This is a genomic window from Salinisphaera hydrothermalis C41B8, assembly GCF_000732535.1.
In the GTDB taxonomy this organism is placed as follows: Bacteria; Pseudomonadota; Gammaproteobacteria; order Nevskiales; family Salinisphaeraceae; genus Salinisphaera; species Salinisphaera hydrothermalis.
In genome coordinates, this window is record NZ_APNK01000001.1 from 118,035 (window position 1) to 142,998 (window position 24,964).

General features: G+C 64.4%; 22 protein-coding genes and 1 riboswitch. Of the genes, 15 read left to right on the forward strand and 7 right to left on the reverse strand.

The features are described from left to right. Positions 1-195: 195 nt before the first annotated feature. Both gap and tkt read right to left on the reverse strand, forming a co-directional pair. Positions 196-1,206, reverse strand: coding sequence for a type I glyceraldehyde-3-phosphate dehydrogenase (gene gap, locus C41B8_RS00480; protein WP_037332708.1), 1,011 nt, complete (start codon positions 1,204-1,206; stop codon positions 196-198). Between the two features lie 43 nt (positions 1,207-1,249). Then, positions 1,250-3,250, reverse strand: coding sequence for a transketolase (gene tkt / locus C41B8_RS00485; RefSeq protein ID WP_037332709.1), 2,001 nt, complete (start codon positions 3,248-3,250; stop codon positions 1,250-1,252). A gap of 533 nt (positions 3,251-3,783) precedes the next feature. Here tkt and C41B8_RS00490 point away from each other — a divergent pair. From C41B8_RS00490 to C41B8_RS00515, 6 genes are all read left to right on the forward strand, one after another. After that, positions 3,784-4,893 (forward strand): ferritin-like domain-containing protein, encoded by a 1,110-nt coding sequence (locus tag C41B8_RS00490; protein WP_051882578.1) that lies wholly within the window; start codon positions 3,784-3,786, stop codon positions 4,891-4,893. A 154-nt stretch (positions 4,894-5,047) separates the two neighbouring features. Then, positions 5,048-5,197, forward strand: a riboswitch (FMN riboswitch). An 87-nt stretch (positions 5,198-5,284) separates the two neighbouring features. Further along, positions 5,285-5,941, forward strand: a complete 657-nt coding sequence (gene ribB / locus C41B8_RS00495; protein WP_037332712.1) for a 3,4-dihydroxy-2-butanone-4-phosphate synthase — start codon at positions 5,285-5,287, stop codon at positions 5,939-5,941. A 94-nt stretch (positions 5,942-6,035) separates the two neighbouring features. Beyond that, a complete protein-coding gene (locus tag C41B8_RS00500; protein ID WP_037332713.1) occupies positions 6,036-6,830 on the forward strand; it encodes a MerR family transcriptional regulator in 795 nt (264 codons plus the stop codon). Positions 6,831-6,972: 142 nt separating this feature from the next. Next, complete coding sequence (locus C41B8_RS00505; protein WP_051882581.1) at positions 6,973-7,899, forward strand: alpha/beta fold hydrolase; 927 nt, start codon at positions 6,973-6,975, stop codon at positions 7,897-7,899. 13 nt (positions 7,900-7,912) lie between these two features. Next, positions 7,913-8,824 carry a metal-dependent hydrolase gene (locus C41B8_RS00510; RefSeq protein WP_051882582.1) on the forward strand — a complete coding sequence of 304 codons (912 nt, stop codon included), beginning with the start codon at positions 7,913-7,915 and terminating at the stop codon, positions 8,822-8,824. 38 nt (positions 8,825-8,862) lie between these two features. Next, positions 8,863-9,774 carry a metal-dependent hydrolase gene (locus C41B8_RS00515; protein WP_084188345.1) on the forward strand — a complete coding sequence of 304 codons (912 nt, stop codon included), beginning with the start codon at positions 8,863-8,865 and terminating at the stop codon, positions 9,772-9,774. 41 nt (positions 9,775-9,815) lie between these two features. On the opposite strand, the gene C41B8_RS00520 is transcribed toward C41B8_RS00515, so the two are convergent. Then, a complete protein-coding gene (locus tag C41B8_RS00520) occupies positions 9,816-10,466 on the reverse strand; it encodes a TetR/AcrR family transcriptional regulator (protein ID WP_037332714.1) in 651 nt (216 codons plus the stop codon). Positions 10,467-10,515: 49 nt separating this feature from the next. Then, positions 10,516-11,079 carry a thioredoxin family protein gene (locus C41B8_RS00525; RefSeq protein ID WP_037332716.1) on the reverse strand — a complete coding sequence of 188 codons (564 nt, stop codon included), beginning with the start codon at positions 11,077-11,079 and terminating at the stop codon, positions 10,516-10,518. 395 nt (positions 11,080-11,474) lie between these two features. Here C41B8_RS00525 and metK point away from each other — a divergent pair, with 395 nt between their 5' ends. From metK to metF, 3 genes are all read left to right on the forward strand, one after another. Next, positions 11,475-12,650, forward strand: a complete 1,176-nt coding sequence (gene metK / locus C41B8_RS00530; RefSeq protein WP_037332718.1) for a methionine adenosyltransferase — start codon at positions 11,475-11,477, stop codon at positions 12,648-12,650. Positions 12,651-12,731: 81 nt separating this feature from the next. Then, complete coding sequence (ahcY, locus tag C41B8_RS00535) at positions 12,732-14,153, forward strand: adenosylhomocysteinase (protein ID WP_037332720.1); 1,422 nt, start codon at positions 12,732-12,734, stop codon at positions 14,151-14,153. 129 nt (positions 14,154-14,282) lie between these two features. Further along, positions 14,283-15,155, forward strand: a complete 873-nt coding sequence (gene metF, locus C41B8_RS00540; protein ID WP_037332723.1) for a methylenetetrahydrofolate reductase [NAD(P)H] — start codon at positions 14,283-14,285, stop codon at positions 15,153-15,155. Positions 15,156-15,553: 398 nt separating this feature from the next. Here metF and C41B8_RS00545 read toward each other — a convergent pair whose 3' ends face one another. Then, a complete protein-coding gene (locus C41B8_RS00545; RefSeq protein WP_051882584.1) occupies positions 15,554-16,045 on the reverse strand; it encodes a MarR family winged helix-turn-helix transcriptional regulator in 492 nt (163 codons plus the stop codon). Positions 16,046-16,210: 165 nt separating this feature from the next. On the opposite strand from C41B8_RS00545, the gene C41B8_RS00550 reads away from it, so the two are divergent. Continuing rightward, positions 16,211-17,164, forward strand: a complete 954-nt coding sequence (locus tag C41B8_RS00550; RefSeq protein WP_037332724.1) for a D-2-hydroxyacid dehydrogenase — start codon at positions 16,211-16,213, stop codon at positions 17,162-17,164. 2 nt (positions 17,165-17,166) lie between these two features. Here C41B8_RS00550 and C41B8_RS00555 read toward each other — a convergent pair whose 3' ends face one another. Both C41B8_RS00555 and C41B8_RS00560 read right to left on the reverse strand, forming a co-directional pair. Then, positions 17,167-17,778, reverse strand: coding sequence for a DUF938 domain-containing protein (locus C41B8_RS00555; protein WP_037332726.1), 612 nt, complete (start codon positions 17,776-17,778; stop codon positions 17,167-17,169). Then, entirely contained in the window at positions 17,775-18,443 is a 669-nt protein-coding gene (locus tag C41B8_RS00560; RefSeq protein ID WP_037332729.1) for an O-methyltransferase, read from the reverse strand. The genes C41B8_RS00555 and C41B8_RS00560 overlap by 4 nt, the downstream gene beginning before the upstream one ends. Before the next feature lie 41 nt (positions 18,444-18,484). Between C41B8_RS00560 and C41B8_RS00565 the strand changes: the two genes are divergently transcribed. The 5 genes from C41B8_RS00565 to C41B8_RS00585 all read left to right on the forward strand — a co-directional run bounded on the left by C41B8_RS00565 (position 18,485) and on the right by C41B8_RS00585 (position 24,886). Then, positions 18,485-19,282 carry a metallophosphoesterase gene (locus tag C41B8_RS00565; RefSeq protein ID WP_051882586.1) on the forward strand — a complete coding sequence of 266 codons (798 nt, stop codon included), beginning with the start codon at positions 18,485-18,487 and terminating at the stop codon, positions 19,280-19,282. Between the two features lie 566 nt (positions 19,283-19,848). Then, a complete protein-coding gene (thiD, locus tag C41B8_RS00570; protein WP_198024982.1) occupies positions 19,849-20,628 on the forward strand; it encodes a bifunctional hydroxymethylpyrimidine kinase/phosphomethylpyrimidine kinase in 780 nt (259 codons plus the stop codon). Beyond that, positions 20,625-21,251 (forward strand): thiamine phosphate synthase, encoded by a 627-nt coding sequence (gene thiE, locus C41B8_RS00575; RefSeq protein ID WP_037332734.1) that lies wholly within the window; start codon positions 20,625-20,627, stop codon positions 21,249-21,251. Before thiD ends, thiE begins: the two co-directional genes overlap by 4 nt. A gap of 234 nt (positions 21,252-21,485) precedes the next feature. Next, positions 21,486-22,802 carry a glutamate-1-semialdehyde 2,1-aminomutase gene (hemL, locus tag C41B8_RS00580; protein WP_037332736.1) on the forward strand — a complete coding sequence of 439 codons (1,317 nt, stop codon included), beginning with the start codon at positions 21,486-21,488 and terminating at the stop codon, positions 22,800-22,802. 17 nt (positions 22,803-22,819) lie between these two features. Further along, positions 22,820-24,886 carry an LssY C-terminal domain-containing protein gene (locus C41B8_RS00585; RefSeq protein ID WP_037332738.1) on the forward strand — a complete coding sequence of 689 codons (2,067 nt, stop codon included), beginning with the start codon at positions 22,820-22,822 and terminating at the stop codon, positions 24,884-24,886. Positions 24,887-24,964 lie beyond the last annotated feature (78 nt).

The following is a 24,964-nucleotide window of genomic DNA, read 5'->3' on the forward strand; positions in this document are numbered from 1 at the left end:
TCTTGCCCCCGAGGTGCGCCGCGAGATTGTTTTGTTGCACCGCGCCCGCAGGCTTTAAAAACCGGCCCGATTGCGTTTGCGTTGTTTTTCGCGTTCATTCGCGGACGAGCCAAATAAGCGCCCCGTGCACGCGCCGAGCAGAAAAACAAAGACCGGACAGCGTCCGGTCTTTGCAGGGCTCGTTATCGCGTCGGATCAGCCGACGTTGGCCATGGCCAACGCGGTATCCAGCATGCGATTGGAGAAGCCCCATTCGTTGTCGTACCAGGAGCAGACCTTGATCAGACGCGAACCCGCGACCTTGGTCAGCTTGGAATCGACCGTGGACGACACCGAGCTGTGGTTGTAGTCCTGCGAGACCAACTCTTCCTCGGTATAGGCCAGCACGCCCTTGAGCTCGCCGTTGGCGGCGTTCTTGAGCACCTCGTTGACCTGCTCGACCGTGACGTCCTTGCCGACGTTGGCCGACAGATCGACGAACGATACGTTGATGGTCGGCACGCGCACGGCGAAACCGTCCAGCTTGCCGTTGAGATCCGGCAGCACCAGGCCGACCGCAGCGGCCGCGCCGGTCTTGGTCGGGATCATGTTCTGGGTGGCGCTGCGCGCGCGACGGATGTCCTTGTGATAGACGTCCGACAGCACCTGGTCGTTCGTGTACGAGTGGATGGTGTTCATCAGCCCGTACTCGATGCCGAACGCTTCATGCAGCGGCTTGACCAGCGGCGCCAGGCAGTTGGTGGTGCAGGAGGCGTTGGACACGACCTTGTCGTCCGGGGTCAGCGTGTCGTGGTTGACGCCGTAGACGATCGTCTTCAGATCGCTGCCCGCGGGCGCGGAGATCAGCACCTTCTTGGCGCCGCCCTTCAGATGCGCGCTGGCCTTGTCCTTGCTGGCGAACAGCCCGGTGCATTCCAGCACGACGTCCACGCCCAGGTCGCCCCAGGGCAGGCTGGCCGGATCGCGCTCGGACAGCACCTTGATCTTGTCACCGTTGACGACGAGATCCTCGCCCTCGGCCTTGACCTCACCGGGGAACGTACCGTGGGCGGTGTCGTACTGGGTCAGGTGGGCGTTCATCTTGGCGTCGCCGAGGTCGTTGATCGCCACGATCTCGATCTCGCCGGTGCGCTTGCTCTCATACAGGGCGCGCAGCACGTTGCGGCCGATACGACCGTAGCCGTTGATACCAATCTTGACTGCCATGTTCGCTCCTCGAACTTGGAATTTGACTTGAGTTTGTTCCTGATCAGCCCTTGGCCTGATTCCGAAGCGCGTCGACGACGCCTTCGACGGTCACGCCGAGTTCCTTGTAGACCTCGGGGCCCGGCGCCGACAGCCCGAACTGATCGACGCCGACCACCTGCCCCGTCGGCCCGACGTAGCCGATCCAGCCGTCGGAAACACCGGCCTCGACCGCCACGCGCGCTGTGACCGACGGGTCCAGAACGCTATCACGATACGACGCCGACTGTTCGCGGAAGAGATCCACGCAAGGCATGGAGACCACGCGGACCGCCATTTCGCCGGCCAGCTGGTCGGCGGCAGCCACTGCAAGTTCCAGCTCGGAACCGGTGGCCATGACGATGGCATCCGGCTTGCCGTCGGTATCGCGCAGCACGTAACCGCCCTTGGCAATCGCAGCGACCGTGTCGGCATCGCGATCCTGATGATCGACGTCCTGACGCGACAGCGCGATCGCACAGGGCCCATTCTCGCGCTCGATAGCGGTCTTCCAGGCCACAGCGACCTCGACATCGTCGCCCGGGCGCCAGACATGCAGGTTCGGGATCAGGCGCAGCGAGGCCAGATGCTCGACCGGCTGATGGGTCGGACCGTCTTCACCCAGACCGATGGAATCGTGGGTGTAGACGAACACGTTGCGCGACTTCATCAGCGCCGCCATGCGCACCGCGTTGCGGGCATAGTCGGAGAACGTCAGGAACGTCGCGCCGAACGGCACGAAACCGCCATGCAGCGAGAGGCCGTTGGTGATCGCCGACATGCCGAATTCACGCACGCCGTAATAAACATAGTTGCCGTTGTAGTCTTTTGCGGTGACCGGCTTGTGGCCGTCGAAGTCGGTGCCGTTGGAGCCCGACAGATCGGCCGAACCGCCGAACAGATCCGGCAGCAGGTTCCAGACCGCGCCCAGAACCGCCTTCGAGGACTTGCGGGTCGCGGTGCGCTTGCCGTCGGCCTGGGTCGACTCGATCAGCTGGGCGATGCCCGCGTCCCAATCCGCCGGCATCTTGCCGGACAGACGACGGTCCAGTTCGGCGGCCAGCTCCGGGTTCGCCTTGACGTACGCGTCGTGCACATCCTTCCAGGATTTCTCGACCGCAGCGCCGGCTTCGCGATGATCCCAGGCGGCATAGATGTCGTCCGGGATATTGAACGGCGTTTCGTCGGTCCAGCCGAGCTCCTTGCGGGTCGCGGCGACCTCGTCGTCGCCCAGCGGCGCACCATGAACCTTGGCCGTGCCCTTCATGTGGGGCGAGCCATAACCGATCACAGTCTTGCAGCAGATCAGCGTCGGCTTATGGGTTTCCTTCTTGGCCGTCTCGATTGCGGTATTGATTTCACCGGCATCGTGGCCGTCGACATTACGCACGACCTGCCAGCCATAGGCTTCGAAGCGGGCCGGCGTGTCGTCGGTGAACCAGCCTTTGACCTCGCCGTCGATGGAGATGCCGTTGTCGTCGTAGAACACGATCAGCTTGCCCAGGCCCAGCGTACCGGCGAGCGAGCAGGCTTCGTGGGAAATGCCTTCCATCAGGCAGCCATCACCCGCAAAACAATAAGTGCGGTGATCGATCACCTTGTGATCGGGCGTATTGAACTGCGATGCGAGCACCGCTTCACCGAGCGCCATGCCGACGGCGTTGGCCAGCCCTTGGCCCAGCGGGCCGGTGGTCGTTTCCACGCCCGGCGTCTCGGTGTTTTCCGGATGGCCCGGCGTGCGCGAATGCAGCTGGCGGAAGTTCTTGATGTCCTCCAGCGTCATGTCGTAGCCGGTCAAATGCAGAGCGGCGTACTGCAGCATCGAGCCATGCCCGTTGGACAGCAGGAAACGATCACGATCGGCCCACTCCGGATTGGCCGGATTGAACTTCAGATGATCGTTGAACAGCACTTCCGCGATGTCGGCCATGCCCATCGGCATGCCGGGATGGCCAATGTTGGCTTTCTGAACGGCGTCGATGGCCAGAATACGAATCGCGTTGGCGAGATCTCGTCGTGAGGGCATTACAACAATCCCCGGGTACGGCTTGACAAAGGTTCGCCATTGTCTATTAAAGACGACCGGATCAGCAACATCGTCCCAGTCCCCGAGCCGGCGGGCCGTCGCTCTATGCGTATGCCGCCCAAAGACGCGCGGACGCCGATCGCAGAGCGCGCTCCTCTACCGCCGCCGTTCGATCCGCTGTACGCCTCGAGTCACCGGCGAGCGCTGATCGAGACAAGCGGGTTCAAGCGTATGCGGCCCGGTTCGCCGGCCGGGAAACGCCACCCCTCGGAACATATGACACCCGACGGACGACGATAATTGTTTTAATTTATAACAAAAAATATAAATTCAATTTCGCACCTTATAGTTCATAAGAAAAATTATTTTTTATACGACCTTTTGCTGAGAATCCTTTTCTCCCCGCGCCCGTACTTGCTCTATGACCCGGCGATTCATTAGGCATTCGCGGGCAGCTACTGAACCAGTATGGACGGACTTTTATTCCGCTCACTGATAACCGCACACGTCAGTTCAAAGCAGGGAGAAACATCATGAAAAGAACAGAACGGCCCCAAACCGATCAGGCCACGACCGGCACGAACGAGGACCGCACGCAACAGCCGTCGACCAGCCGAAGTCGCCGCCGATTTCTCGCCAATGGCGGCATGTACACCGCCGGGCTGGTCGGCAGTGCGCTGCTTGGCGCCTGCAACAATCACAACAACAACGCCATCGCCGGCACCAATGACAACAACGTCTATGTGAGCGGCCCGCCCGACGAAGCGATTCTCAACTTCGCCCTGAATCTGGAATACCTCGAAGCCGAGTATTATCTGCAGGCGGTCACCGGCAACGGGCTGGCCGACAGCGACCGCGGCGACAACCCGGGCATGGTGACCATCAAGGGCTCGCCGCAGGTGGATTTCAGCAGCAACAAGCTCATCGGCCAGTACGCAGCCGAAATCGCCCAGGATGAGCTGCATCACGTGCAGTTCCTGCGTGCGGCTCTGGGCCAGCATGCGGCCTCGGCGCCGGCCATCGATCTGAAGAACTCGTTCGCGGCACTCGGCAACCTGATCGGCGTATCTAACTTCGACCCGTTCTCGAGCCCGGAGAATTTCCTGCTCGGTGCGTTCATTTTCGAAGACGTCGGCGTCACGGCGTACCACGGCGGGGCACCGTTCATTAAGAACCGCACCTATCTCGATGCCGCTGCGGGCATTATGGCCGTAGAGGTCTACCACGCCGGCCTGGTTCGCACTTTCCTCACCGCAGCGGATTACAACAACGGCGACACAACATTCAGCGATCTGACGGACAAGATCTCCGGCGTGCGCGACAGTGTGGACGGCAACAAGGATGTCAGCGCCGACTATGCCAACGGCCAACCGCCGGTAGCCGCAGACGACGACCAGGGCATTGGCAAGGGCCAGGCTGTGGGTGATAGCAATGGCATGGTCACGCTCAACGGCAATATGTATGCCGCGAGCAACATCGTGCCGACAGACGCTAACGGTCTTGCCTATGACCGCACGATCGCCCAGGTACACAACATCGCCTATGCCACGGCCGCCCAGGTCTCGAAAGGCGGGTTCTTCCCGAACGGCACCAATATCCCGGGGCATAGCGAATTGTCCGTGAGTGCCAACAACAGCGGCTGATCCCGCTACAGTATGGCGTGGCACACCGCCACCCATCCGAGCCCTGGCCACCGGCCGGGGCCTTTTTATACGCGACGCGGCGCTTGCAAGCAGAATTAATGAGCGGTTACCGGCGCTCCGACCTGTTCGCCCGCGCCACGATCGGCTATGCTGCAGTTGTCTTCAGGGCGGGGTGCAATTCCCCACCGGTGGTAGGGCCGAGATTCGGCCGAGCCCACGAGCGCTTCCGATCCCCGTCGGAAGGTCAGCAGATCTGGTCAGAGTCCAGAGCCGACGGTGATAGTCCGGATGAAAGAAGACGCGTGGCGGCAAGACCCGGCGCAATCCGTGCGTTGGTGCGAGCCTTCTCGCCTAGCCCTGAAACGTTGACTCCATGACAAGAGGACGTTTCATGTCAGCATCCACCGAATTCCAGGGTTTCCCGCGGCTCGCTGCCGCCATTCAGGCCTATCGCGCCGGCCGGCCCGTGCTGTTGCTGGACGACAGCGATCGCGAAAACGAGGCCGATATCGTCGCCGCGGCGGAAAATCTATCGGTCGATACCATGGTCAAGATGATCCGCGACGGCTCCGGTATCGTCTGCCTGTGCTTTCGCGGCGCCGAGATCGATAAGCTTGGCCTGCCACAGATGGTCAATAACAACCAGTCGAAGAATCGCACCGGCTTCACCGTGAGCATCGAAGCCGCGACCGGTGTGACGACCGGCGTATCGGCGGCCGACCGCGTGCGTACGATCGCGGCCTCGCTCGAAGCGCTCGACGGCGATCACGATGCCATCGTCAGCCCCGGCCATGTTTTCCCCCTGCGCGCGGTCGACGACGGCGTACTGGCGCGTCGCGGGCATACCGAAGGCTCGCTGGATCTGGCCATCCTCGCCGGCATGCGCCCCGCCGCCGTGCTCTGCGAGCTGATGAACGACGATGGCACCATGGCTGGCAATGCCGAGATCGAGGCCTATGCCGCTCGCCACGACATGCCGGTGCTGACCATCGACGAGATCGCGCGCTATCGCGAATCCCGGCTGGCCCACGCCACCGAGTGCGCCTGATCGGCCACCGATCGATGCCCGTATTGCACATCCGCGGCCGGCGATCGGCCGGCCGCGGGTGACGTGATCGGGGCTGGGGGCTATCCTTTGAAAGATGAACAGTCTTTCGAGCGCCCCCGACAACGACGGCTCCGATCGCGAATCGACGGAATTCTCCATCGATGAGCTGGCCCGCGAAACCGGCTCGACCGTCCGTAACATCCGCGCCTATCAGGATCGCGGCTTGTTGCCGCCGCCCGAACGACGCGGCCGACGCGGGATTTACAACGACGCGCATCTGTCGCGTCTGCGCATCATCAATCGGCTGCTGGAACGCGGCTATACGCTGTCCAACATTGGCGAGCTGATCGAAAGCTGGGAGTCGGGCAACGACATCGGCCAGTTGCTGGGACTGGAAACCGCGGTCGCCAGCCCCTGGTCGGACGAACTGCCGAGCTACCTGACCATGCCGCAACTGCTGCGCAAGTTCGGCGGGCAGTTCTCTAAGCGCGCCCTGGACAAGGCCGTCGAGCTGGACGTCATCCGGCCGGAAGGCATGCGCTATCGCGTGCCCAGCCCACGCATGCTGCATGCCGGCGCGGAACTGGTTGCGGCCGGCATCCCGCTTGAGGACATGCTCGACGTCGTGGCCCAGCTGCGGGCCAATGTCGAACAGGCCAGCGACGCCATGGTCCGACTGGTTGCCCATCATGTATTCGATCGCTACGGCGAGGGCCAATTGCCACCCGGCGACGAAATGCCCGAGCTCGCCGACCTGATCTGGCGGCTGCGCCCGCTGGTCGAGATGGCGGTCCTGCCCGAGGTCGCCCGCGCCATGTCCAAGGCTGCTGACCAGCATCTCGGCGATCGGCTCGCCCAGGTGCTCGACCACCTCCACGACCCCAAGTAACCCGCACGACGCCCGGCAAAGCCGGGCCGGCATGACGCTCCATAACTGAAGGCCGGCGCGGTGTGCCACCGGCCATAGGGCAGTTGCGCCCCGTATCTTTTTTGTGACATCGTTCGATGTAACGATTACATCGAACAGAGTCATGCCGAGCCGATCCACCGCAAACGAGCGCGTCGAACGCACCCCGGACGCCGTCATCGAGGGCGATGGCGTTCATCTAGCGTGCTATACCGACGGCGATCCGGCACAGCCGACGCTGGTGTTCGTGCACGGCTATCCCGATACGGCCCGCGTCTGGGACCGGCTGGTCAGCCATCTGGCGCATCGCTATCACTGCGTGCGCTACGACGTGCGCGGCGCCGGGCGATCGGAACGTCCCGCCTCGGTTTCGGCCTATAAGCTGGCGCATCTGGAACGGGATCTGAAGGCTGTCCTCGACTGGGCCTCGCCCAATGCGCCCGTTCACTTGATCGGCCACGATTGGGGCTCGATCCAGAGCTGGGAGGCTGCGACCGATCCAGCGATGGCCGACCGATTGGCCAGCTTCACCACCATCTCCGGCCCCTGCCTCGATCACGTCGGCCATGGCCTGCGCTTGCAATGGCGGCGCAACCGCGCCGCGCTGGTGCGCCAGATGAAACGATCCTGGTATATCGGCCTGTTCCAGCTGCCGTGGTTGGCGCCGCTGGGCTGGCGTCACGTGCTGGCCGAACGCTGGCCGGCAACACTGGCACGCCTCGAAGGCGAGCCCCTGCCGGTTGCGGCGACCTGGCGCGAGGACGGCCGCCACGGCATCAAACTGTACCGCGCCAACATCGCCCCCCGCCTGGCCCGCCCCCGGCAGCGCCCGGCGATCACGCCCGTCCATGCAATCGTCGCACGCCGCGATCCCTTTATCGGGCGCGGGCTGGTCGACGGCATGAAAGCCTGGGTTGCCGACCTGCAGATCGACGACATTGACGCGGGCCACTGGGCGATTGCCTCGCGGGCGCCCGAAGTAGCCGCGCTGATCGACGATTACATCGCCGTGAGAAAAAACAAACCAGCGGCGCCCGAAACCGCGAGCTGATCCGGAGGATCCCATGAGCACAGCGGCTATCGACTATCGCTTCAACCGTGAGCAGCCCGGCTACAGCGGCCCGGTCATGCCCGAGCGGCGCGACCTGCACTTCCTGCCGCCGGGCGATCGCATCTGCGACTGGCACAAGGCTGGTCCGAACGTGACCCAGTTCATGAACGCCCTGTCGCTGTTCTTCCCGGCCGGCGAACGTATGTTCATCGACGCCGTACGCAGCTATCGCGACGACATTCCCGACCCGGATCTCAAGAAGGCGGCCACGGCCTTCATCGGCCAGGAAGCGATGCACTCGCGCGAGCACTCCGAATACAACCAGCTGCTGGATGCGGCCGGCCTGCCCGGCACCGAGCTGGCTGACGGCGTTGCGAGATACACCGCTTATATCCAGGAAAACTCCGCCCGAGTCACGCCGTTGTTGATGACGATTGCGCTCGAGCACTACACCGCGCTGATGGGCGACGCCCTGCTGCGTTATCCCGAGCAGATCGCCGGCTCCCAAGAGGACTATGCCCGCATGTGGCGCTGGCATGCCCTGGAGGAAATCGAGCACAAAGCGGTGGCCTGGGATGTCTACGAAAAATGCGTCGGTCGCGGGCCCAAGGCGTACGCCATGCGCAGCGCCGTGATGCTGTCGACCACGGTCACCTTCTGGCCCCACGTGATTCTGTTTTATCGCCGGCTTGCCGCCGCCGACCCGGCCTGTCGCGCCGCCGGCTGGCGCGGCCACGTCAAACTCGCCAATTTCATGCTCGGTTACCCGGGCTATCTGCGGCGCCTGCTGCCCGAGTACCTCGCCTACTTCAAGTACAGCTTCCACCCGTGGCAGCAGAACAACGCCCATCTGCTCAACGAGCTCGATGAGTTGGTCGATGACGCCGAAGCGGCCTATGCCGCCCACGGCGCCCGACCCGCCTGATTGCCACACCCAACCGGTTCCGCCGGAGGAGAGTCGACATGAGTACGCCTGCCGAAACCCTGTCGCAAAATGCCCGTACCGGCACCACATCGCATGGCGACAACGTAGCCGTCATGCCCGAGCGGCGCGATCTGCATTTTCTCCCGCCGGGCGACCGCATCTGCGACTGGCATGTCGCCGGGCCGAACGTCACCCAGTTCATGAACGCGCTGTCGCTGCTGTTTCCTGCCGGCGAGCGCATGTTCATCGATGCCGTACGAAGCTATCGCGACGATATCCCCGATCCCGACCTGAAAAAAGCCGCCACGGCCTTCATCGGCCAGGAGGCCATGCACTCGCGCGAGCACATCGAATACAACCAGCTGATGGAAGACGCCGGCCTGCCGGCGAAAAAACTCGACCAGTTCACCTGGGATCTACTCGAGGTACTCAAGAACAACACGCCGAAATCCGTGCCGCTGGCGGCCACCATCGCTCTGGAACACTACACCGCGCTCATGGGCGATATGCTGTTGCGCCATCCTGAGCAGCTCGCCGGCTCGCAGGAAGACTACGAGCGCATCTGGCGCTGGCATGCGCTCGAGGAAGTCGAGCACAAGGCCGTGGCCTACGATGTGTACGAAAAATGCATTGGGCACGGCCCGCGCAACTGGCTCGAACGCTCCGGCGCCATGATCGTGGCGACTGGACTGTTCTGGCCGATCGTGTTCTCGTTCTACTGGCAAATGAGCCGGGCCGATCCGCAATGCCGGGCCGAGGGATGGCGCGGGCACCTGAAGATGCTGAACTTCACCTTCGGCAAACCCGGTTATCTACGCCGGCTGATCCCCGAGTTCCTGAGCTACTTCAAATACAGCTTCCACCCGTGGCAGCAGAACAATGCCCATCTGCTGGCCGAACTGGACGAACTGGTGGACGACGCCGAAGCGGCCTACGCCACCCACCATTGACGCGATGGCGGCCGCCGGACGGCGTATCGTCCGGCGGCCGTTCAATGGGCGGAGTTGCCCGCCATGGCGAGGTACAGCCGCAGCGCCGACTCGACCACCGTGTCGAGCGATTCGCGATAGCCGTTCAGATGCCAGTACATGGCGATATGGATGGTCGAACCGACCAGCCCCATCGACAACAGGCGGCTGTCGGCCCCGGCCGTGATGGCCTCGACATCGAACAAACGAGCCGTGAGTTCCTCGGTCAGACGCGCGAAGTTCAGCGTCACCGCACGATAGGTGCGGTCGATATCCGCACTGATGCCGAAGATCTCGATCAGCACGATTCGGGCGATCAACGGATCGGCCATACGCCCGAAATAAACGCGCAGTCCGGCGCGGGCGGTCGCTTCCGCATCGGCCGGTTCGGCCTCGATCGCCGCCAGCATTTCGGCCTCGATCGCCGCAATCAGCGACTTGTAGACCGCGGCGAATAACGCCTCGCTGTTGGCGAACGACTCATAGAAATAACGCTCGGTGAGCCCCGCCTCGCGACAGATCGACTTCACCGTCGCGCTACGAAACCCATCGCGCCCGAAAACCGAAATGCCGGCATCGATCAGCGCGGCACGCCGTGCTTCGCGACGCTCGGCCGAGCTGCGCCCGGCGTAGGAGCGGCCGCGATTCGGCTTGGCAACTTCGGGCGTACTCATGGCGTCATCCTGACACGATCGCTGATGCGCTCAAGCCGACGGAAAGGGCCTACCCGCTCTTCCACTTAATAGAGCAACCCTGACTCGGCACCTGGGCCTCTTCCGGAATCGGATCGCCTTCGAGTACGGCATCCAGCGAGGCCCGCAGATCGGCCCCCGTCACCGGCTCTGCCGATTTCGGACGCGAAGCATCGAACTGGCCGCGATAGGCGCACTTGCCGTCGGCACCGAACAGGAAGAAGTCCGGCGTACATACCGCGTCGTAAGCCTTGGCGACCTCCTGGGTCTCATCATAGAGATACGGAAAGATGAAGTTGTACTTTTCGGCAAACTCGCGCATGTATTCCGGGCCATCTTCCGGGCGCTCATTCACATCATTGGAAGAGATGGCAACAAAACCGATGCCACGCGGGTCGTACTCCGCGGCAACCGCGGCCAGCTCGCGCGCGATATGAATCACGTAGGGGCAGTGATTACAGATGAACATCACCAGCGTGCCGCGCTCGCCGGCCACATCGGCGAACGTCTTAGTCTTGCCGGACACGGCATCGGGCAAGGAGAAGTCGGGCGCCGAGGTGCCCAGCGGCATCATGGTGGAGTCGGTCAGTGCCATGGTCGGCCTTTCGAATGACGAATGATGAACATCAGTCTAGGGCCTGTTGCGGTTTCGTTCGAGCGCCCGGGACAGCAGGCTGCGGACGCCGCCCCTGGCACGCGGGTTCGATTGAGCCGTTGAATGCCTTCGAGTCGGCGATTCGCGCATCGCCCGTCTCGTCCCAACGCCGCCCGCGCCGGCGGAAGAACGCCGCCGACAACCATACGAGCTCGCCTCGTCCGAGCCGACGGCACGGGCGATCGCGCGGCTTTGCGCACGGGCATCGCGACAGTACCGGCGCGTCGGCTATCGCCGTCGCACACGGCGGTGGCGCAACACGAATTCACAAGTAGCATCCACGAAATAGATAACGTATAGTCCATCCGGATATCCGGATGGAGAGATATAGCCTTATGAGTCGCACCCTGTTTACTTCCGAATCGGTCACCGGCGGCCATCCCGACAAACTGTCGGATCAGGTTTCCGACGCCATTCTCGACGCCTATCTCGAGCAGGATCCGACCGCCAAGGTCGCCTGCGAAACCGCCACCAAGACCGGCATGGTCATCGTCTTCGGCGAGATCAAAACCGACCCGAACAAGAACGTGAACGTGCCGGTCGAGAAGATCGTGCGCGATACCGTGCGCAAGATCGGCTATACCAGCTCCGACATGGGCTTTGACGCCGATACCTGTGCGGTGATGAACGTGCTGGGCGAACAGTCGATGGACATCAACCAGGGTGTGGAACGCGCCGCCCCGGAGGAACAGGGCGCCGGCGACCAGGGCCTGATGTTCGGCTATGCCTGCAACGAGACGGATGTGCTCATGCCGGCACCGATCACCTATGCGCACCGCCTGGTCAAGCGTCAGGCCGAACTCATGGCCGACGGCACCTTGGGTTGGCTGCGTCCGGACGCGAAGTCGCAGGTGACCTTCGAGTACGAGAACGGCAAGCCGAGCGCGATCAACGCTGTGGTGCTGTCCACTCAGCACAATCCCGACATCTCGCAGGCCGACCTGCGCGAGGCCGTGCACGAAGAGATCATCAAGCCGGTGATCGGTAATCTGCTCACCGACAACCCGACGATCCATATCAACCCGACCGGCAAGTTCGTTACCGGCGGGCCGCTAGGCGACGCCGGGCTAACCGGGCGCAAGATCATCGTCGATACCTATGGCGGCATGGCGCGTCATGGCGGCGGCGCTTTCTCCGGCAAGGATCCGTCCAAGGTCGACCGCAGTGCCGCTTACGCCGCGCGTTATGTGGCCAAGAATGTGGTCGCGGCCGGGCTGGCCGCGAAGTGCGAAGTCCAGCTGTCGTATGCCATCGGCGTGGCTGAGCCGACCTCGATCTGGGTCGAGACCTTCGGCACCGGCAAGGTCGACGATGAAAAGATGACCCGTCTGATCCGGGATCACTTCGATCTGCGCCCCTACGGCATTCTCAAGATGCTGGACCTGCAGCGTCCGATCTATGCGCCGACCGCCGCCTACGGCCACTTCGGCCGCGAGGACGTCGACCTGCCCTGGGAGCGCACCGATAAGGCCGACGCGCTGGCCAACGACGCCGGCATCCAGGCCGCCTGAACCCCGCGCGACACCGCGCCCGTTGGCCGACCTAGATGTCGGCCGACTTTACGAACCGATTTCAACGACAGGAACGAATTGATGAGTAGCCCTGCCGAAAAGCTCAACGAAGATTTCAAGATCGCCGATATCAGCCTGGCTCCCTGGGGCCGGCGCGAGATCGAGATCGCCGAGACCGAAATGCCGGGCCTGGTCGCCCTGCGCGAGGAATACGGCCCGCAGCAGCCGCTCAAGGGCGCGCGCATCGCCGGCTCGCTGCACATGACCATCCAGACGGCCGTGCTGATCGAGACGCTGGTCGCGCTCGGCGCCGAAGTGCGCTGGGCCTCGTGCAACGTGTTCTCGACCCAGGACCACGCCGCCGCCGCGATCGCCGAACAGGGCATCCCGGTCTATGCCTACAAGGGCGAAACGGCCGAAGAATACTGGGAATACTGCCACGCCATCATGGACTGGCACGACGGCGGCCTGCCGAACCTGATCCTGGACGACGGCGGCGATGCCACCACGCTGGCCACCTTCGGCGTCAAGGCGACCGACGACCCCTCGCTGCTCGACAACCCGGGCTCGGACGAGGAAAAAGCGCTGTTCAAGGTCATGAAGAAGCGCCTGGCCGAGCAGCCGGACTTCTACAAGAAGCTCGGCAAGGCCATCACCGGCGTGTCCGAAGAGACCACCACCGGCGTGCATCGTCTGTATCACCTGGCCAAAGAAGGCGGCCTGACCTTCCCGGCGATCAACGTCAACGACTCGGTCACCAAGTCGAAGTTCGACAACCTCTACGGCTGTCGTGAATCGCTGGTCGACGGCATCAAGCGCGCTACCGACGTGATGGTGGCCGGCAAGGTCGCCATCGTGTGCGGCTATGGCGACGTCGGCAAGGGCTCGGTTCAGTCGCTGCGCGGCCTGGGTGCCACCGTGTGCGTCACCGAAATCGATCCGATCAACGCCCTGCAGGCCGCCATGGAAGGCCTGCGCGTAGTGGATCTGGAAGACCCGGGCGTAGTCGAACAGGCCGATATCTTCGTGACCGCCACCGGCAACTATCACGTGATCAACCACGATCACCTGAAGCGCATGAAGAACGAAGCGATCGTGTGCAACATCGGTCACTTCGACAACGAGATCGACGTGGCGGCCCTGCGCCAGTACGAGTGGGAAGAGATCAAGCCGCAGGTGGACCACATCACCTTCCCGGACGGCAAGAAGATCATCCTCCTGGCCGAAGGCCGTTTGGTGAACCTGGGTTGTGCCACGGGCCATCCGAGCTACGTGATGTCCAACTCGTTCACCAACCAGGTGCTGGCCCAGATCGAACTCTGGAACCATCGCGATCGTTACAACAACGATGTGTACGTACTGCCCAAGCATCTGGACGAGAAAGTCGCCGCCCTGCATCTGGAGCGGGTCAACGCCAAGCTGACCAAACTCACGCCCGAACAGGCCGACTATCTCGGCGTACCGGTCGACGGCCCGTACAAGCCGGATCACTACCGCTACTAAGCGCGTGAACACCGGCTTCGACAAGGCCTAGTTCAAGGCCCGGCCCGCGGCCCGCGTGGGCCGGGTTTTTTATGCGCACCACGACCGGCGTTATCGCGTCACGACGCCGGACAACCAAGGGGAGACGCCATGAGCCATGATGTCTCGCACAACGACTTCTCCATCGAGCTGTTCCCGCCCAAAGGCCCGAAGGGGGACGCCCGGCTCACGGAAGCGCTGGAATCGCTGGCCGAGCTGCACCCGGCGTTCTTCTCCGTGACCTTCGGCGCCGGCGGCACCACGCGTTCCGGCACGCTCGACACGGTGAGAAAGGCGATGAAAATCACCGGCCGACCGGCCGCGCCGCATTTGTCCTGTATCGAGGGCACGCGGGAGTCGATCGGCGAACTGCTCGACAGCTACAAGGCCGCCGGCGTGAAGCGTATCGTGGCCTTGCGTGGCGACCTGCCGGACGGCATGGACAAGCCGGGCGTGTTCAACTACGCCAACGAGCTGGTCGCCTTCATCAAGGAGCGCCACGGCAACGATTTTCATCTGGAGGTCGGCGCCTACCCCGAATATCATCCGGCCGCGGCCTCGCCGGCCGAGGACGTCGACAACTTTGTGCGCAAGGTCAAGGCCGGCGCCGACTCGGCGATCACCCAGTATTTCTACAACGCCGATGCCTACTTCAATTTCTGCGACGAAGTGGCGGCACGGGGCGTCGATATCCCGATCGTGCCCGGCATCATGCCGATCACCGATTTCGGCCAGATCTCGCGCTTCTCAGCCATGTGCGGCGCCGATATCCCGCGCTGGGTACGCCAGAAGATGGAGTCCTACGGCGATGACACGGCTTCGGTCCAGGCCTTCAGCCGTGACCTGATCGGCCGGCTGTGCGAGCGCCTGCTCGCCGGTGGTGCGCCTGGCCTGCATTTCTATGCACTCAACAAGGCCGAACCCACGGCTACGCTCTGGCACGATCTCAAGCTGCCCGGGCCGGCACGCCACAGCGCCGCCTGAGCGACGGGCGGGGATCTTACCTCGGGCGTGTCGTCACGAGAGACGCTCCAGGGCGTGTTGAGGTTTCGTGCGAGCGCCGCGTTGGCGTCCGCAAATCGTGTCCGGCAAGGCGCGAGTCGCCGCGTCGTGGTGTGCCACGCCCCAGACTCGCAACGCCGCCGGGCGCGATTTGCGGCCCAACCCTTCGGGACAAGCGCTGTTTTGCGGCAATACAGCGTTGTCGCTCTCTCGCGTAGAACAACTACGCCACGTTCGCTACGCCTCGTCTTGCCGCAAAACAGCGCTTGGCGCGGACTCGAACGAAACCTCAACACGCCCCAAAAAACCCGGCGAGCTGCCGGGTTTTTTTTGAACCGAGCCACGTGGCGCGCGCGTCACTGGTTTGCCACGCAGGCCGGCTAGTCCTCTTCGTTGAGCATGTCCCGCAACTGATCGTTGTAGCGCGCGGTCAGGCGCGCGAATTCACGACGGTCTTCTTCCGACCAGTTCTTGAAGCCCTCTTCCACCCGCTCAAGACGGCGCTCGCGCACTTCGGCCGCCGCATCGCGTCCGGCCTCGGTGATGGTCACGAAGCCGCCGCGACGATCGTCGGGATTATCGTGCTTTTCGACCAATCCCGCGTTTTTCATCGCTGCAACTTGACGTGTCACCGTCGAGGCATCGAGATTTACTTGATCGGCCAACGCGCCCACCGACTGACGATCGTTGCGTTCCAGCAAAATCAACAGCAGATAGTGCGCTCGCTCAAGGCCGTAGTGGAAACGCCGGCGCAATGCCTCCATCCGGCGCACAAGAAAGGCCAGTTCATATTCGAGCGCTTCTGCCGACGGGCATGTGGCCGGCAGGTGATTGCCCAGTGAAGGGTCTTTCTGTTCGGAACGACGTTTCATCGAATGAAGGTCCCCGTGCACCTCTGAATGAAGACAATAAGAATTTGAGACTTTAGGGTAACTTAACGTGTCCGATTATATTGAAAAACTATAGTCGTAGATTATCGTGCCCATTTTTCTGCTGTCGGATCGGGCCATTCGAGGCTTTCCGGCAAGGGAGCTCTCATGCGTGCCTGTTTTCTCGATGCCGGCTCGGTCGGCGACCGTCTGGATTGGTCTCGGCTGGAAGCGGCGGCCGACGAATGGCGCTGGTATCACACCACCCGTCCGGAGGAACTGTACGAGCGCATTGCCGACGTCGATGTGATCGTGGTCAACAAAGTCGTCATCGACCGAAAGGCGATCGAGGCGGCCCCCGATCTGAAGCTGATCTGCCTGACGGCCACCGGCTATAACAACATCGACATCGAGGCGGCGGCAGAGCGCGACATCCCGGTGATCAACGTCACGGGCTATGCCACCGCTGCCGTGTCGCAGCATGTGCTGGCGTTGATGCTCGCCTTCGCCACCCGCTGGCACGATTACGACGCCGCGGTAGCGCGTGGCGAATGGCAACGCGCCGAGTTCTTCTGCATGCACGACTATCCGATCGAGGAACTCGACGGCGCAACGCTCGGCATCGTCGGCTACGGCGAACTCGGCGCCGCGGTAGCGCGGCTGGCCGAAGCTTTCGGCATGCGGGTGATTGTGGCCGAGCGTCCAGGCGCCGAGCGGGTCCGCGAAGGCCGGATGCCCTTCGAGGACGTTCTGGCCGCCAGCGATTTTCTGACGCTGCACTGCCCGCTGACCGAGCATACGCGCGGGCTGATCGACGCCGCGGCACTGGCTCGGATGAAAGACACGGCGGTACTGATCAACACCGCCCGCGGTGGCGTGATCGAGTCACGCGACCTTATAGACGCGCTCGAAAATGGCGTCATTGCCGGCGCCGCCGTGGATGTGCTGGATCATGAGCCGCCGCGCGACGGACATCCGCTGCTCGAACACAAGCCAGCGAATCTCATCATCACGCCGCACACGGCCTGGGCCAGCCGCGCCGCGCGCCAGCGCTCGATCGACGGCGTGGCCGCCAACATCGCCGCCTTTCGGGCCGGTGACGATTCAGCGCGCGTGAACTAGCCCTAATCGGCGTCTCGACGCCAGATCAGCAGGCGATTGTCGCTCGGCATGACCAGCCGGGCGACCCGTACGAGGCCGTGCTGCCCGGCCAGCGCATCCAGCGCCTCGCGCCGGCGGAGGCCCATGCCGGGATCGCGTGAGCGCAGCGCACGATCGAAAGCGAGATTGCCCTCGCCCGGCGTCTCGTCATCGTCGAAGAACGGTCCATAGAGACAGAACAACCCGCCCGCGACCAGATGCGACGCCACGCCGGCGAACATCGCCGCGACGGCGTCCTCATGCATGATGTGGGCAACGTTGGCGGCAAAGATCGCGTCGTAGCGCTGGGCCGGCCAGGCGCTGCGCACATCCAGCGCCAGCGGCGACGGCAGCCGCGCCTCGTCATGAGCATCCACCAGCGCTGCGGTCAGACCGCGGATATGACCCGGTGCCTCGCTGGTCTGCCAGCGCGCATGCGGCAGGCGTTCCCGGGCATAGCGGGCATGGGTTCCGTCGCCACTGCCGATCTCGAGTATGTCGCGGGCATCGACCAGCCAGTCGGCGAGCGCATCGAAGATGGGGCGTTTATTGCGTTCGGCCGCCGACAGATCGCCGATGCGCGGTTGGGTACTCATCGTTTGCGTGCCAGCGTGAGGCCGTCGCCGATCGGCAGGACCGAGATATCCACGCGCTCGTCGGCGGCGACATGGCGATTGAACGCGCGCACGGCTTCGGTCTCATCATCATGGCAAGCCGGGTCGGCGACTCGGGCATACCAAAGCGTATTGTCGATCATGATCAATCCTCCGGCGCGCACCAGCGCCATGCAGCGCTCGTAATAATCGATCAAGCGCGCCTTGTCGGCGTCGATGAGCGCGAAATCGTAGGCGCCCGCCATACCGGCCGCGACTTCTCGATTGAGCGTATCCAGTGCATCGCCCAGCCGCAGATCGATCCGATCGGCCAGCCCGGCGGCGGCCCAGTCGGCACGCGCTCGCGCGGTAATTTCGGGGTCGTGGTCGCAGGCCAGAATACGCCCGCTCGGACCGATCGCCTCGGCCAGCCAATGCGTGGAATAACCAGCGTAGACTCCAATCTCGATGCCGCGGCGAGCTTCGGCCAACGCGACCAGCAGTGCCATGAGCTGCCCCTGGCGCGGACTGACCTGCAAGTGTCCGGCCCCGGAGGCTTCGGTTACGCCGCGGTTGGCCGCCAGATGCGCCGGCTCGCGATCGCCGATCTCGTCGATATAAGCCCGTAATCGAGCATCAAGTGCGGCGGGTTCTGCTTCCTCTGCCATGCTGTTCAGGATACGCCACCCGTCGAGCCCGCGAGAACCGTATGCCACGCGATATCACTGTGCTGCACATCACCGATCCACACCTGCTGGCACGGCCGGGCGACCGCTTACATGGCTGGGATGTCGCCGCCGCCTTCGAGCACGTGCTGGAGCATGCGCTCTCGACTTATCCGGCCCCCGACGCCATCGTGCTCGGCGGCGACCTGGTGGATGACGAAAGCTCGACCGGCTACCGCTGGCTCGACGCCCGGCTCGCCGCACTCAATCGGCCGGTGCTCGCGATCGCCGGCAACCACGACGACCCCCAAGCCATGGCCGCGTATCTGTCGCACGCCGTCGTGCACGACGTGCTCACCGTCGGCGGCTGGCAACTGATCGGGTTGTCGACACATTGCCCCGGCTCGGAAAGCGGACGCCTCGGTACCGATCAGCTGGCCGGACTCGACGCCGCGCTTGCGGCCCGCAGCCTGCCGACGCTCGTCTGTCTGCATCATCCACCGGTCGATGTCGGCAGCGCATGGATCGACGCCATCGGCTTGATCGATCGGGACGCCTTATGCACGACGCTGAGCCGGCACACGCAGGTGCGTGGCCTGTTGTGCGGGCATGTGCACCAGCGCTTCGAATCCCGGCACGACAGCTACGAGATCTGGACCACGCCCTCGACCATGCGCCAGTTCCGCCCGCGGAGTCCGGAATTCGCAGAAGACGACGAACACTCGCCCGGGTATCGCTGCCTCCGTTGCCGTGCCGATGGCACGATCGCCACGCGAGTGCATCGCGTGCCCCGGCCGCAGGCCGACGACGTGTCGACGCCGGCGAAACTGCCGAAAGAATAAGCGCTTGCCTCAATCACCTCGAATTCGACTGCGTTATCAGACCTTTGGATGACCGACAACATCTTGACAGTGGGTGACGAGTTGTGCCGGAGCGGCGCCGTCGCTGGCGCCACCGGTCTAAACGCTTGAGTGGCAACGCGAAAGCGTATGCATTCACAAATCCTGTGGATAACTCTGTGGAAAGACCTCGGTGTAGCCGCCGCCGAGGGCGTGAATGCGGTGATTGAGGCAAACCGGCGAATTTGTAACCAGTACGACACAAATCAATAAAAACAATGCGTTGCAATTTATTCAACAGGCCATCGTGACGTTTCTGAAAAATATACGACCGACGTCGAATATTTGCCCAACGATTGTGCATAACAGGCGCGATTGCGCACGCTTGATCACCGCTGCTCGTCCGTCATGAACCGTCACCGTGCGTCGCTACACCGCGGACGATGTTTTTAGAACCTATTCCAATAGGCTCTTAACCTCTGCAACGGCACTCACCCGCACCTCTCCTCCAGGCGGTCGGTCCGTTCAAGGGCTCGCACGAAACCGGAACAGGCCCTAAACTGCGCGGCATGACGCGCCCCAATGTCCTCGTTCTGTCCGGCCACGATCCCAGTGGCGGCGCCGGCCTGCAGGCCGATATCGAAGCCGTCGCGGCTCAGGGCGCGCATGCGGCCTCGGTGGTCACCGCCCTCACCCACCAGGACACGCGCAACGTCTACGGCGTACAGCCGACCGCTACGGATTTCTTTGCCGCCTGTGTCGATACTCTGGTCGATGACATGCCGTTCGCGGCCATCAAGACCGGCGTACTCGCGAATGTCGACCAGGTTCGGTTTGTGGCCGCACTGGCGCAGCGCCTGCCCGACGTGCCGCTGGTGGTCGACCCAGTGCTGGTCGCGGCAGGCGGCGGCGAGCTGGCGGGCGATCCGGTCGGCCGCGCCATGTGCGACGCGCTGTTTGCCCAGGCCACCGTCATCACCCCCAATGCCGACGAGGCGCGGCGACTGTGTTCCGGCGAACCCGATGTCGATCGCTGCGGCGCCATGCTGGTCGAAGCGGGCTGCCACGCCCTGATTACCGGCGGCGATGAAAACGAGGGCGACGTCATCAATCGCCTCTATGCGCCTGACGGCACGATCGAGCGTTACAGCTGGCCGCGCTTGTCGGGCCGTTTTCATGGCTCGGGCTGTACTCTGGCTGCCAGTCTCGCAGCACGCCTTGCGCTGGGCGAGTCGCTGATCGACGCCGTCGCCGCGGCCCAACGCTACACGTGGCAGACCCTGGCCGACGGATTCGCGGCCGGCAGCGGCCAGTCGATTCCGGCGCGCTGGCGCGGAGGTGCCGCATGAATGCGCCCCGTGGCGTATACGCGATCTACGACCGGGCCAGCCTCGCGAGCGATCGGCTCGATGCGGTCGAGGCCGTCCTCAGCGCCGGCGCGGTGTGGCTGCAATATCGCGACAAGCGCGAGTCCGCGCCGGATCGCGGCCTGCTCGCCGAACTCGCCGCACTGACCCAAAGCCATGGCGCAAAGCTGATCGTCAACGACGATTGGCGATTGGCCGTAGAGATCGGTGCCGATGGCGTGCACCTCGGTCAGAGCGACGGCAGCGTGACCCAGGCCCGCAGCGCCTTCGGCCCGAACGCGATCATCGGCATCAGCTGCCAGGACCGGATCGAGCGCGCCCGTGCCGGCATCGCCGCCGGCGCCAGCTATGTCAGCTTCGGACGATTTTTCACCTCCACCACCAAACCGGATGCGCCCCCGGCCGCACCCGGCGTGCTGACCGCCGCCCGCGAACTCGGCGTCCCGGTGGTTGCCATCGGTGGCATCAACGCCGGCAACGCCGCCACGCTGATCGACGCCGGCGCCGATCTGGTAGCAGTCTCGGCCGGTCTGTTCGCCGCCGCTGATCCCGGCGCCGCGACCGCCGAGCTCGATCGTCTGTTCGCAGACCGCGCCCAGAACTGACGCCGGAACGCCGCGTCGCACGCTTCGATGCGATCCGAATCCCGCCCTTGGCCGTCGCCCCGGAACACGACTGCGAAATCCCGCGCCTGGCCACCACGCGAGCGCCCCGCTCGCCGGCGAAGCAACGCTCGGCGGCCCGCCTGTCGCGCTGGATCGTCGGTTTACAACGCGGCGCTCGTACGACACCGCAACAGCCCCTAGAATGACCGTCACACCAATTGTTTGGAGTTTTCGATGAGCTCGCAGCACGCCCGTCCCGGTCCGCGCTCGATCGAACTGTTCGATCGCGCCCGTCGCTTCACCCCCGGCGGCGTCAATTCGCCGGCCCGCGCCTTCAACGGCGTGGGCGGCGGCGCGCCGGTGTTCATCGATCGGGCCCGGGGCGCCTGGATCACCGATGTCGACGGCAATGAATACGTCGATTACGTCGGATCGTTCGGGCCGATGATTCTTGGCCACGCCGACCCGGCCGTGGTCGAGGCCGTGCAGAAACAAGCAGCCAAGGGGCTGTCTTTCGGCGCGCCGACCGGGCTCGAAGTGGAGCTCGCCGAGCTAATCAGCACCATGGTCGACTCGATCGAGTCGGTGCGCATGGTCAACTCCGGCACCGAGGCCGCGATGACCGCGATTCGCCTGGCGCGCGGGCACACCGGGCGCAACAAGATCGTGAAGTTCGCCGGCAACTATCACGGCCACGTGGACGCCCTGCTGGTCAACGCGGGTTCCGGCCCGCTTACGCTGGGCATTCCCGGTTCGCCCGGTGTACCGGCCTCGGTGGTCGAAGACACGCTGGTGGCCACCTACAACGATCTGGAGTCGGTCAAGACCGCGTTTGCCGAACATGGCGACGAAATCGCCGCGATCATGGTCGAGCCGGTGGCCGGCAACATGAACTGCGTGCCGCCGGTGGACGGTTTTCTCGAAGGGCTGCGCGAGATCTGCGATGCCCACGGCACGCTGTTGATCTTCGACGAAGTCATGACCGGCTTCCGCGTGCACCCGAACTGTGCACAAGCGTATTTCGGCGTCACCCCGGACGTGACCGCCCTCGGCAAGATCGTCGGCGGCGGCATGCCGGTGGGCGCCGTCGGCGGTCCCGCCTCGGTCATGGAAACCCTGGCGCCGAGCGGTCCGGTCTATCAGGCGGGCACGCTATCCGGCCATCCGCTGGGCATGGCTGCGGGCATCGCCACGCTCGAGCAGATTCGCGACGGCTCGGTGCATGCCGCGATCGAGCCGAAGATGACCGCGCTGCGCGACGGCCTCGCCGCACGTGCCCGCCAGCACGGCGTACCGTTCATGACCCAGGGCGCGGGCGCGATGTTCGGCATGTTCTTCACCGAAGCCGAACGGGTCACGCGCTTCGACGAGGTCGCCGCCTGCGATCTCGATGCGTTCACCCGCTTCTTCCACGGCATGCTCGACAACGGCGTGTATCTCGCGCCGGCTGCCTTCGAGGCGGCTTTCGTCTCGCGTGCTCACGACGAGGAGGCCATCGAAGCGACGCTCGCCGCCGCCGATAAGGCATTCGCGGCGGTTGCCGCAGGCTGACCTGACCCGTACCGTCGATGGCGCATGAGATCATCGCCGGGATCCTGGCCTGGGTCTCGGCGCATCCAACGCTGGCCCTGGCCGTGGTGTTCGCGGTGGCCGTGGCCGAGTCGCTGTTTCTGTTCGGTCTGCTGATTCCGGGGGCGATCTTCATGTTCGCTTTCGGCGCGCTGATCGGCAGCGATGCGCTGGCCGCGGTACCGACCTTCGCCGCGGCCGTCATCGGCACGATTCTCGGCGATTCGGCCAGCTATGCCCTCGGCCGGCGTTATCGTGGCCGGCTGCACGCCCTGCCGGGGCTCTCCCGTATTCCGGGCGGGGTCGCACGCGGCGAGGCCTTCTTCGCGCGTCACGGCGGTAAAGGGATCGTGCTCGGGCGACTGATCGGCGCGCTGCGGCCCGTCATGCCCACCGTGGCCGGCGCGGCTGGACTCTCGATTACGCGTTTCGCGGTCATGGAAGTGATCGCCAGCGCTCTGTGGGCGCCGATCTATATCGGCCCCGGCGTCGTGTTCGGCGCGTCGCTGGACCTGGCCGCCCAGGTCGCGACCCGGCTCGCGATTCTCCTCATCGGTGCGTCGGCGATCGTCTGGGCGCTGACCAGTCTCGCGCGGCTGCTCGTGGTGGCCGGGCGCAGCGCCGGACGCCGTTATGCCGAACGGCTGATGAGCTGGAGTCGGCGACATCGACGGCTCGGTCTGCTGGGGCCCGCCCTGGCCGATCCACGCCAGCCGGAAATTCCGGCCCTCGCGGTCGCCGCCGCGGTCCTCATGGCCGCCGTCGCGATCCTCTATCTCGGGCTCTGGGGTTGGGCCGGGCCGCGCTATCCGACCACCTTCGATGCGTTGGCCTTCTACCTCATTGCGAGTCTGCACAACGCGCCGACCGACATGGTCGCGCGGCTCGTGGCCGAACTTGGCTCACCGCTGGTTTATCTGCCCTTCGCGGCCGCCATCGGCTTGACCCTGTCGCTGATGGGGAACTGGCGGGCCGCCGCGCACTGGATCGTCGCGGTCGGCTTCTCGGCGGCCGTGACACTGCTGCTGCGTTGGCTGCTGGCCATCCCGCCGCCGGCCGTCTATTTCCAGCTTGCTGCGGTGGACCCCATGTATCTGGCGGGCGGCGGGCAGGATCTCATCCTCTGTGCCACGGTTTATGGCCTCGCCGGCATGATCGTCGGCGCCCGCCAACCACTGGATCTACGCCCCTACTACTACTCGGCCACGGTGGCCGGCGTCGTCCTCATCGCCCTGGCGCGGCTCTATCTCGGGCTTGATTGGGCCAGCGACAGCCTGATCGGGCTCGGTGTCGCCTTCGTCTGGATCAATCTGTTGATGATCGGCTTCCGGCGTCAGCGCCCGCGGCGTATTCGGGGCCGCCCGGTACTCACCGCGCTGGGCGTCTGCGTGGTGTTCGCCGGCCTGTTGGTGCTGTTGCCCGGCGGCGCCCTGCACGATTTGCCCGGCCGGCTGGGCGCGCCGATCGCCGGTCCGGCTCAGGTCGTCGACGACTGGGCTGGCGGCGGATACGCCGAACTGCCGGCCCATATCCAGACACTGCGGGGGCGCAACGGGGCGCCGCTCAACGTGCAGGCGGCCGGCGATCTCGCCGCGGTGCACGCCGCGTTGTTCGACGCCGGATGGCGCCCGCCCACTCAGCTGGGCGCCGGTTCCGCGCTACGCAGCCTCGCACCGGATACCCCGATCGATGCCCTGCCGGTGTTGCCACGCGTCCATCAAGGCCGGCGGCCCGCCCTCGTCCTCACGCATCCGATCGACGGTAGTCCGGGGCGCCGTTGGGTACTGCGTCTGTGGGCCACGGCACGCGTCACCGGCCATGGCCACCGGCCGATCTGGGTCGGCATGATCGATGGACAGCACGTCGGTCACGAACTGCAGATGCTGACCACCGCGCGCGACGAAATGGATTACCGCGCGGCCAGTGCCTTTCTCGCCGCCAACCTGGCTTCGCATGGCATTGACCACCGCAGCGTCAGCCGCGACGGCTTCACCCGCATCCTGTTGTGGCCCCGAGCCCTGGATGGCGATGCTAAAGTATGGCCGCCTCAGGGCCTGTTGAATTGATGTACGAGTCCGCGCCATGCACTCGACCCGGCAAGACGGCGCACGGCGGCCGCCGGCCGCACCGCCACTGACATAAGC

Coding starts and splice junctions, on each gene's coding strand:
- hemL (WP_037332736.1), top strand. CDS start 21,486: ATGAGCTCGCAGCACGCCCGTCCCGGTCCGCGCTCGATCGAACTGTTC.
- C41B8_RS00560 (WP_037332729.1), bottom strand. CDS start 18,443: ATGGCAGAGGAAGCAGAACCCGCCGCACTTGATGCTCGATTACGGGCT.
- C41B8_RS00525 (WP_037332716.1), bottom strand. CDS start 11,079: ATGGCACTGACCGACTCCACCATGATGCCGCTGGGCACCTCGGCGCCC.
- thiE (WP_037332734.1), top strand. CDS start 20,625: ATGAATGCGCCCCGTGGCGTATACGCGATCTACGACCGGGCCAGCCTC.
- C41B8_RS00565 (WP_051882586.1), top strand. CDS start 18,485: ATGCCACGCGATATCACTGTGCTGCACATCACCGATCCACACCTGCTG.
- thiD (WP_198024982.1), top strand. CDS start 19,849: ATGACGCGCCCCAATGTCCTCGTTCTGTCCGGCCACGATCCCAGTGGC.
- C41B8_RS00520 (WP_037332714.1), bottom strand. CDS start 10,466: ATGAGTACGCCCGAAGTTGCCAAGCCGAATCGCGGCCGCTCCTACGCC.
- ribB (WP_037332712.1), top strand. CDS start 5,285: ATGTCAGCATCCACCGAATTCCAGGGTTTCCCGCGGCTCGCTGCCGCC.
- metF (WP_037332723.1), top strand. CDS start 14,283: ATGAGCCATGATGTCTCGCACAACGACTTCTCCATCGAGCTGTTCCCG.
- C41B8_RS00545 (WP_051882584.1), bottom strand. CDS start 16,045: ATGAAACGTCGTTCCGAACAGAAAGACCCTTCACTGGGCAATCACCTG.
- C41B8_RS00500 (WP_037332713.1), top strand. CDS start 6,036: ATGAACAGTCTTTCGAGCGCCCCCGACAACGACGGCTCCGATCGCGAA.
- ahcY (WP_037332720.1), top strand. CDS start 12,732: ATGAGTAGCCCTGCCGAAAAGCTCAACGAAGATTTCAAGATCGCCGAT.
- gap (WP_037332708.1), bottom strand. CDS start 1,206: ATGGCAGTCAAGATTGGTATCAACGGCTACGGTCGTATCGGCCGCAAC.
- metK (WP_037332718.1), top strand. CDS start 11,475: ATGAGTCGCACCCTGTTTACTTCCGAATCGGTCACCGGCGGCCATCCC.
- C41B8_RS00585 (WP_037332738.1), top strand. CDS start 22,820: ATGGCGCATGAGATCATCGCCGGGATCCTGGCCTGGGTCTCGGCGCAT.
- C41B8_RS00550 (WP_037332724.1), top strand. CDS start 16,211: ATGCGTGCCTGTTTTCTCGATGCCGGCTCGGTCGGCGACCGTCTGGAT.
- C41B8_RS00510 (WP_051882582.1), top strand. CDS start 7,913: ATGAGCACAGCGGCTATCGACTATCGCTTCAACCGTGAGCAGCCCGGC.
- C41B8_RS00505 (WP_051882581.1), top strand. CDS start 6,973: ATGCCGAGCCGATCCACCGCAAACGAGCGCGTCGAACGCACCCCGGAC.
- C41B8_RS00515 (WP_084188345.1), top strand. CDS start 8,863: ATGAGTACGCCTGCCGAAACCCTGTCGCAAAATGCCCGTACCGGCACC.
- C41B8_RS00490 (WP_051882578.1), top strand. CDS start 3,784: ATGAAAAGAACAGAACGGCCCCAAACCGATCAGGCCACGACCGGCACG.
- C41B8_RS00555 (WP_037332726.1), bottom strand. CDS start 17,778: ATGAGTACCCAACCGCGCATCGGCGATCTGTCGGCGGCCGAACGCAAT.
- tkt (WP_037332709.1), bottom strand. CDS start 3,250: ATGCCCTCACGACGAGATCTCGCCAACGCGATTCGTATTCTGGCCATC.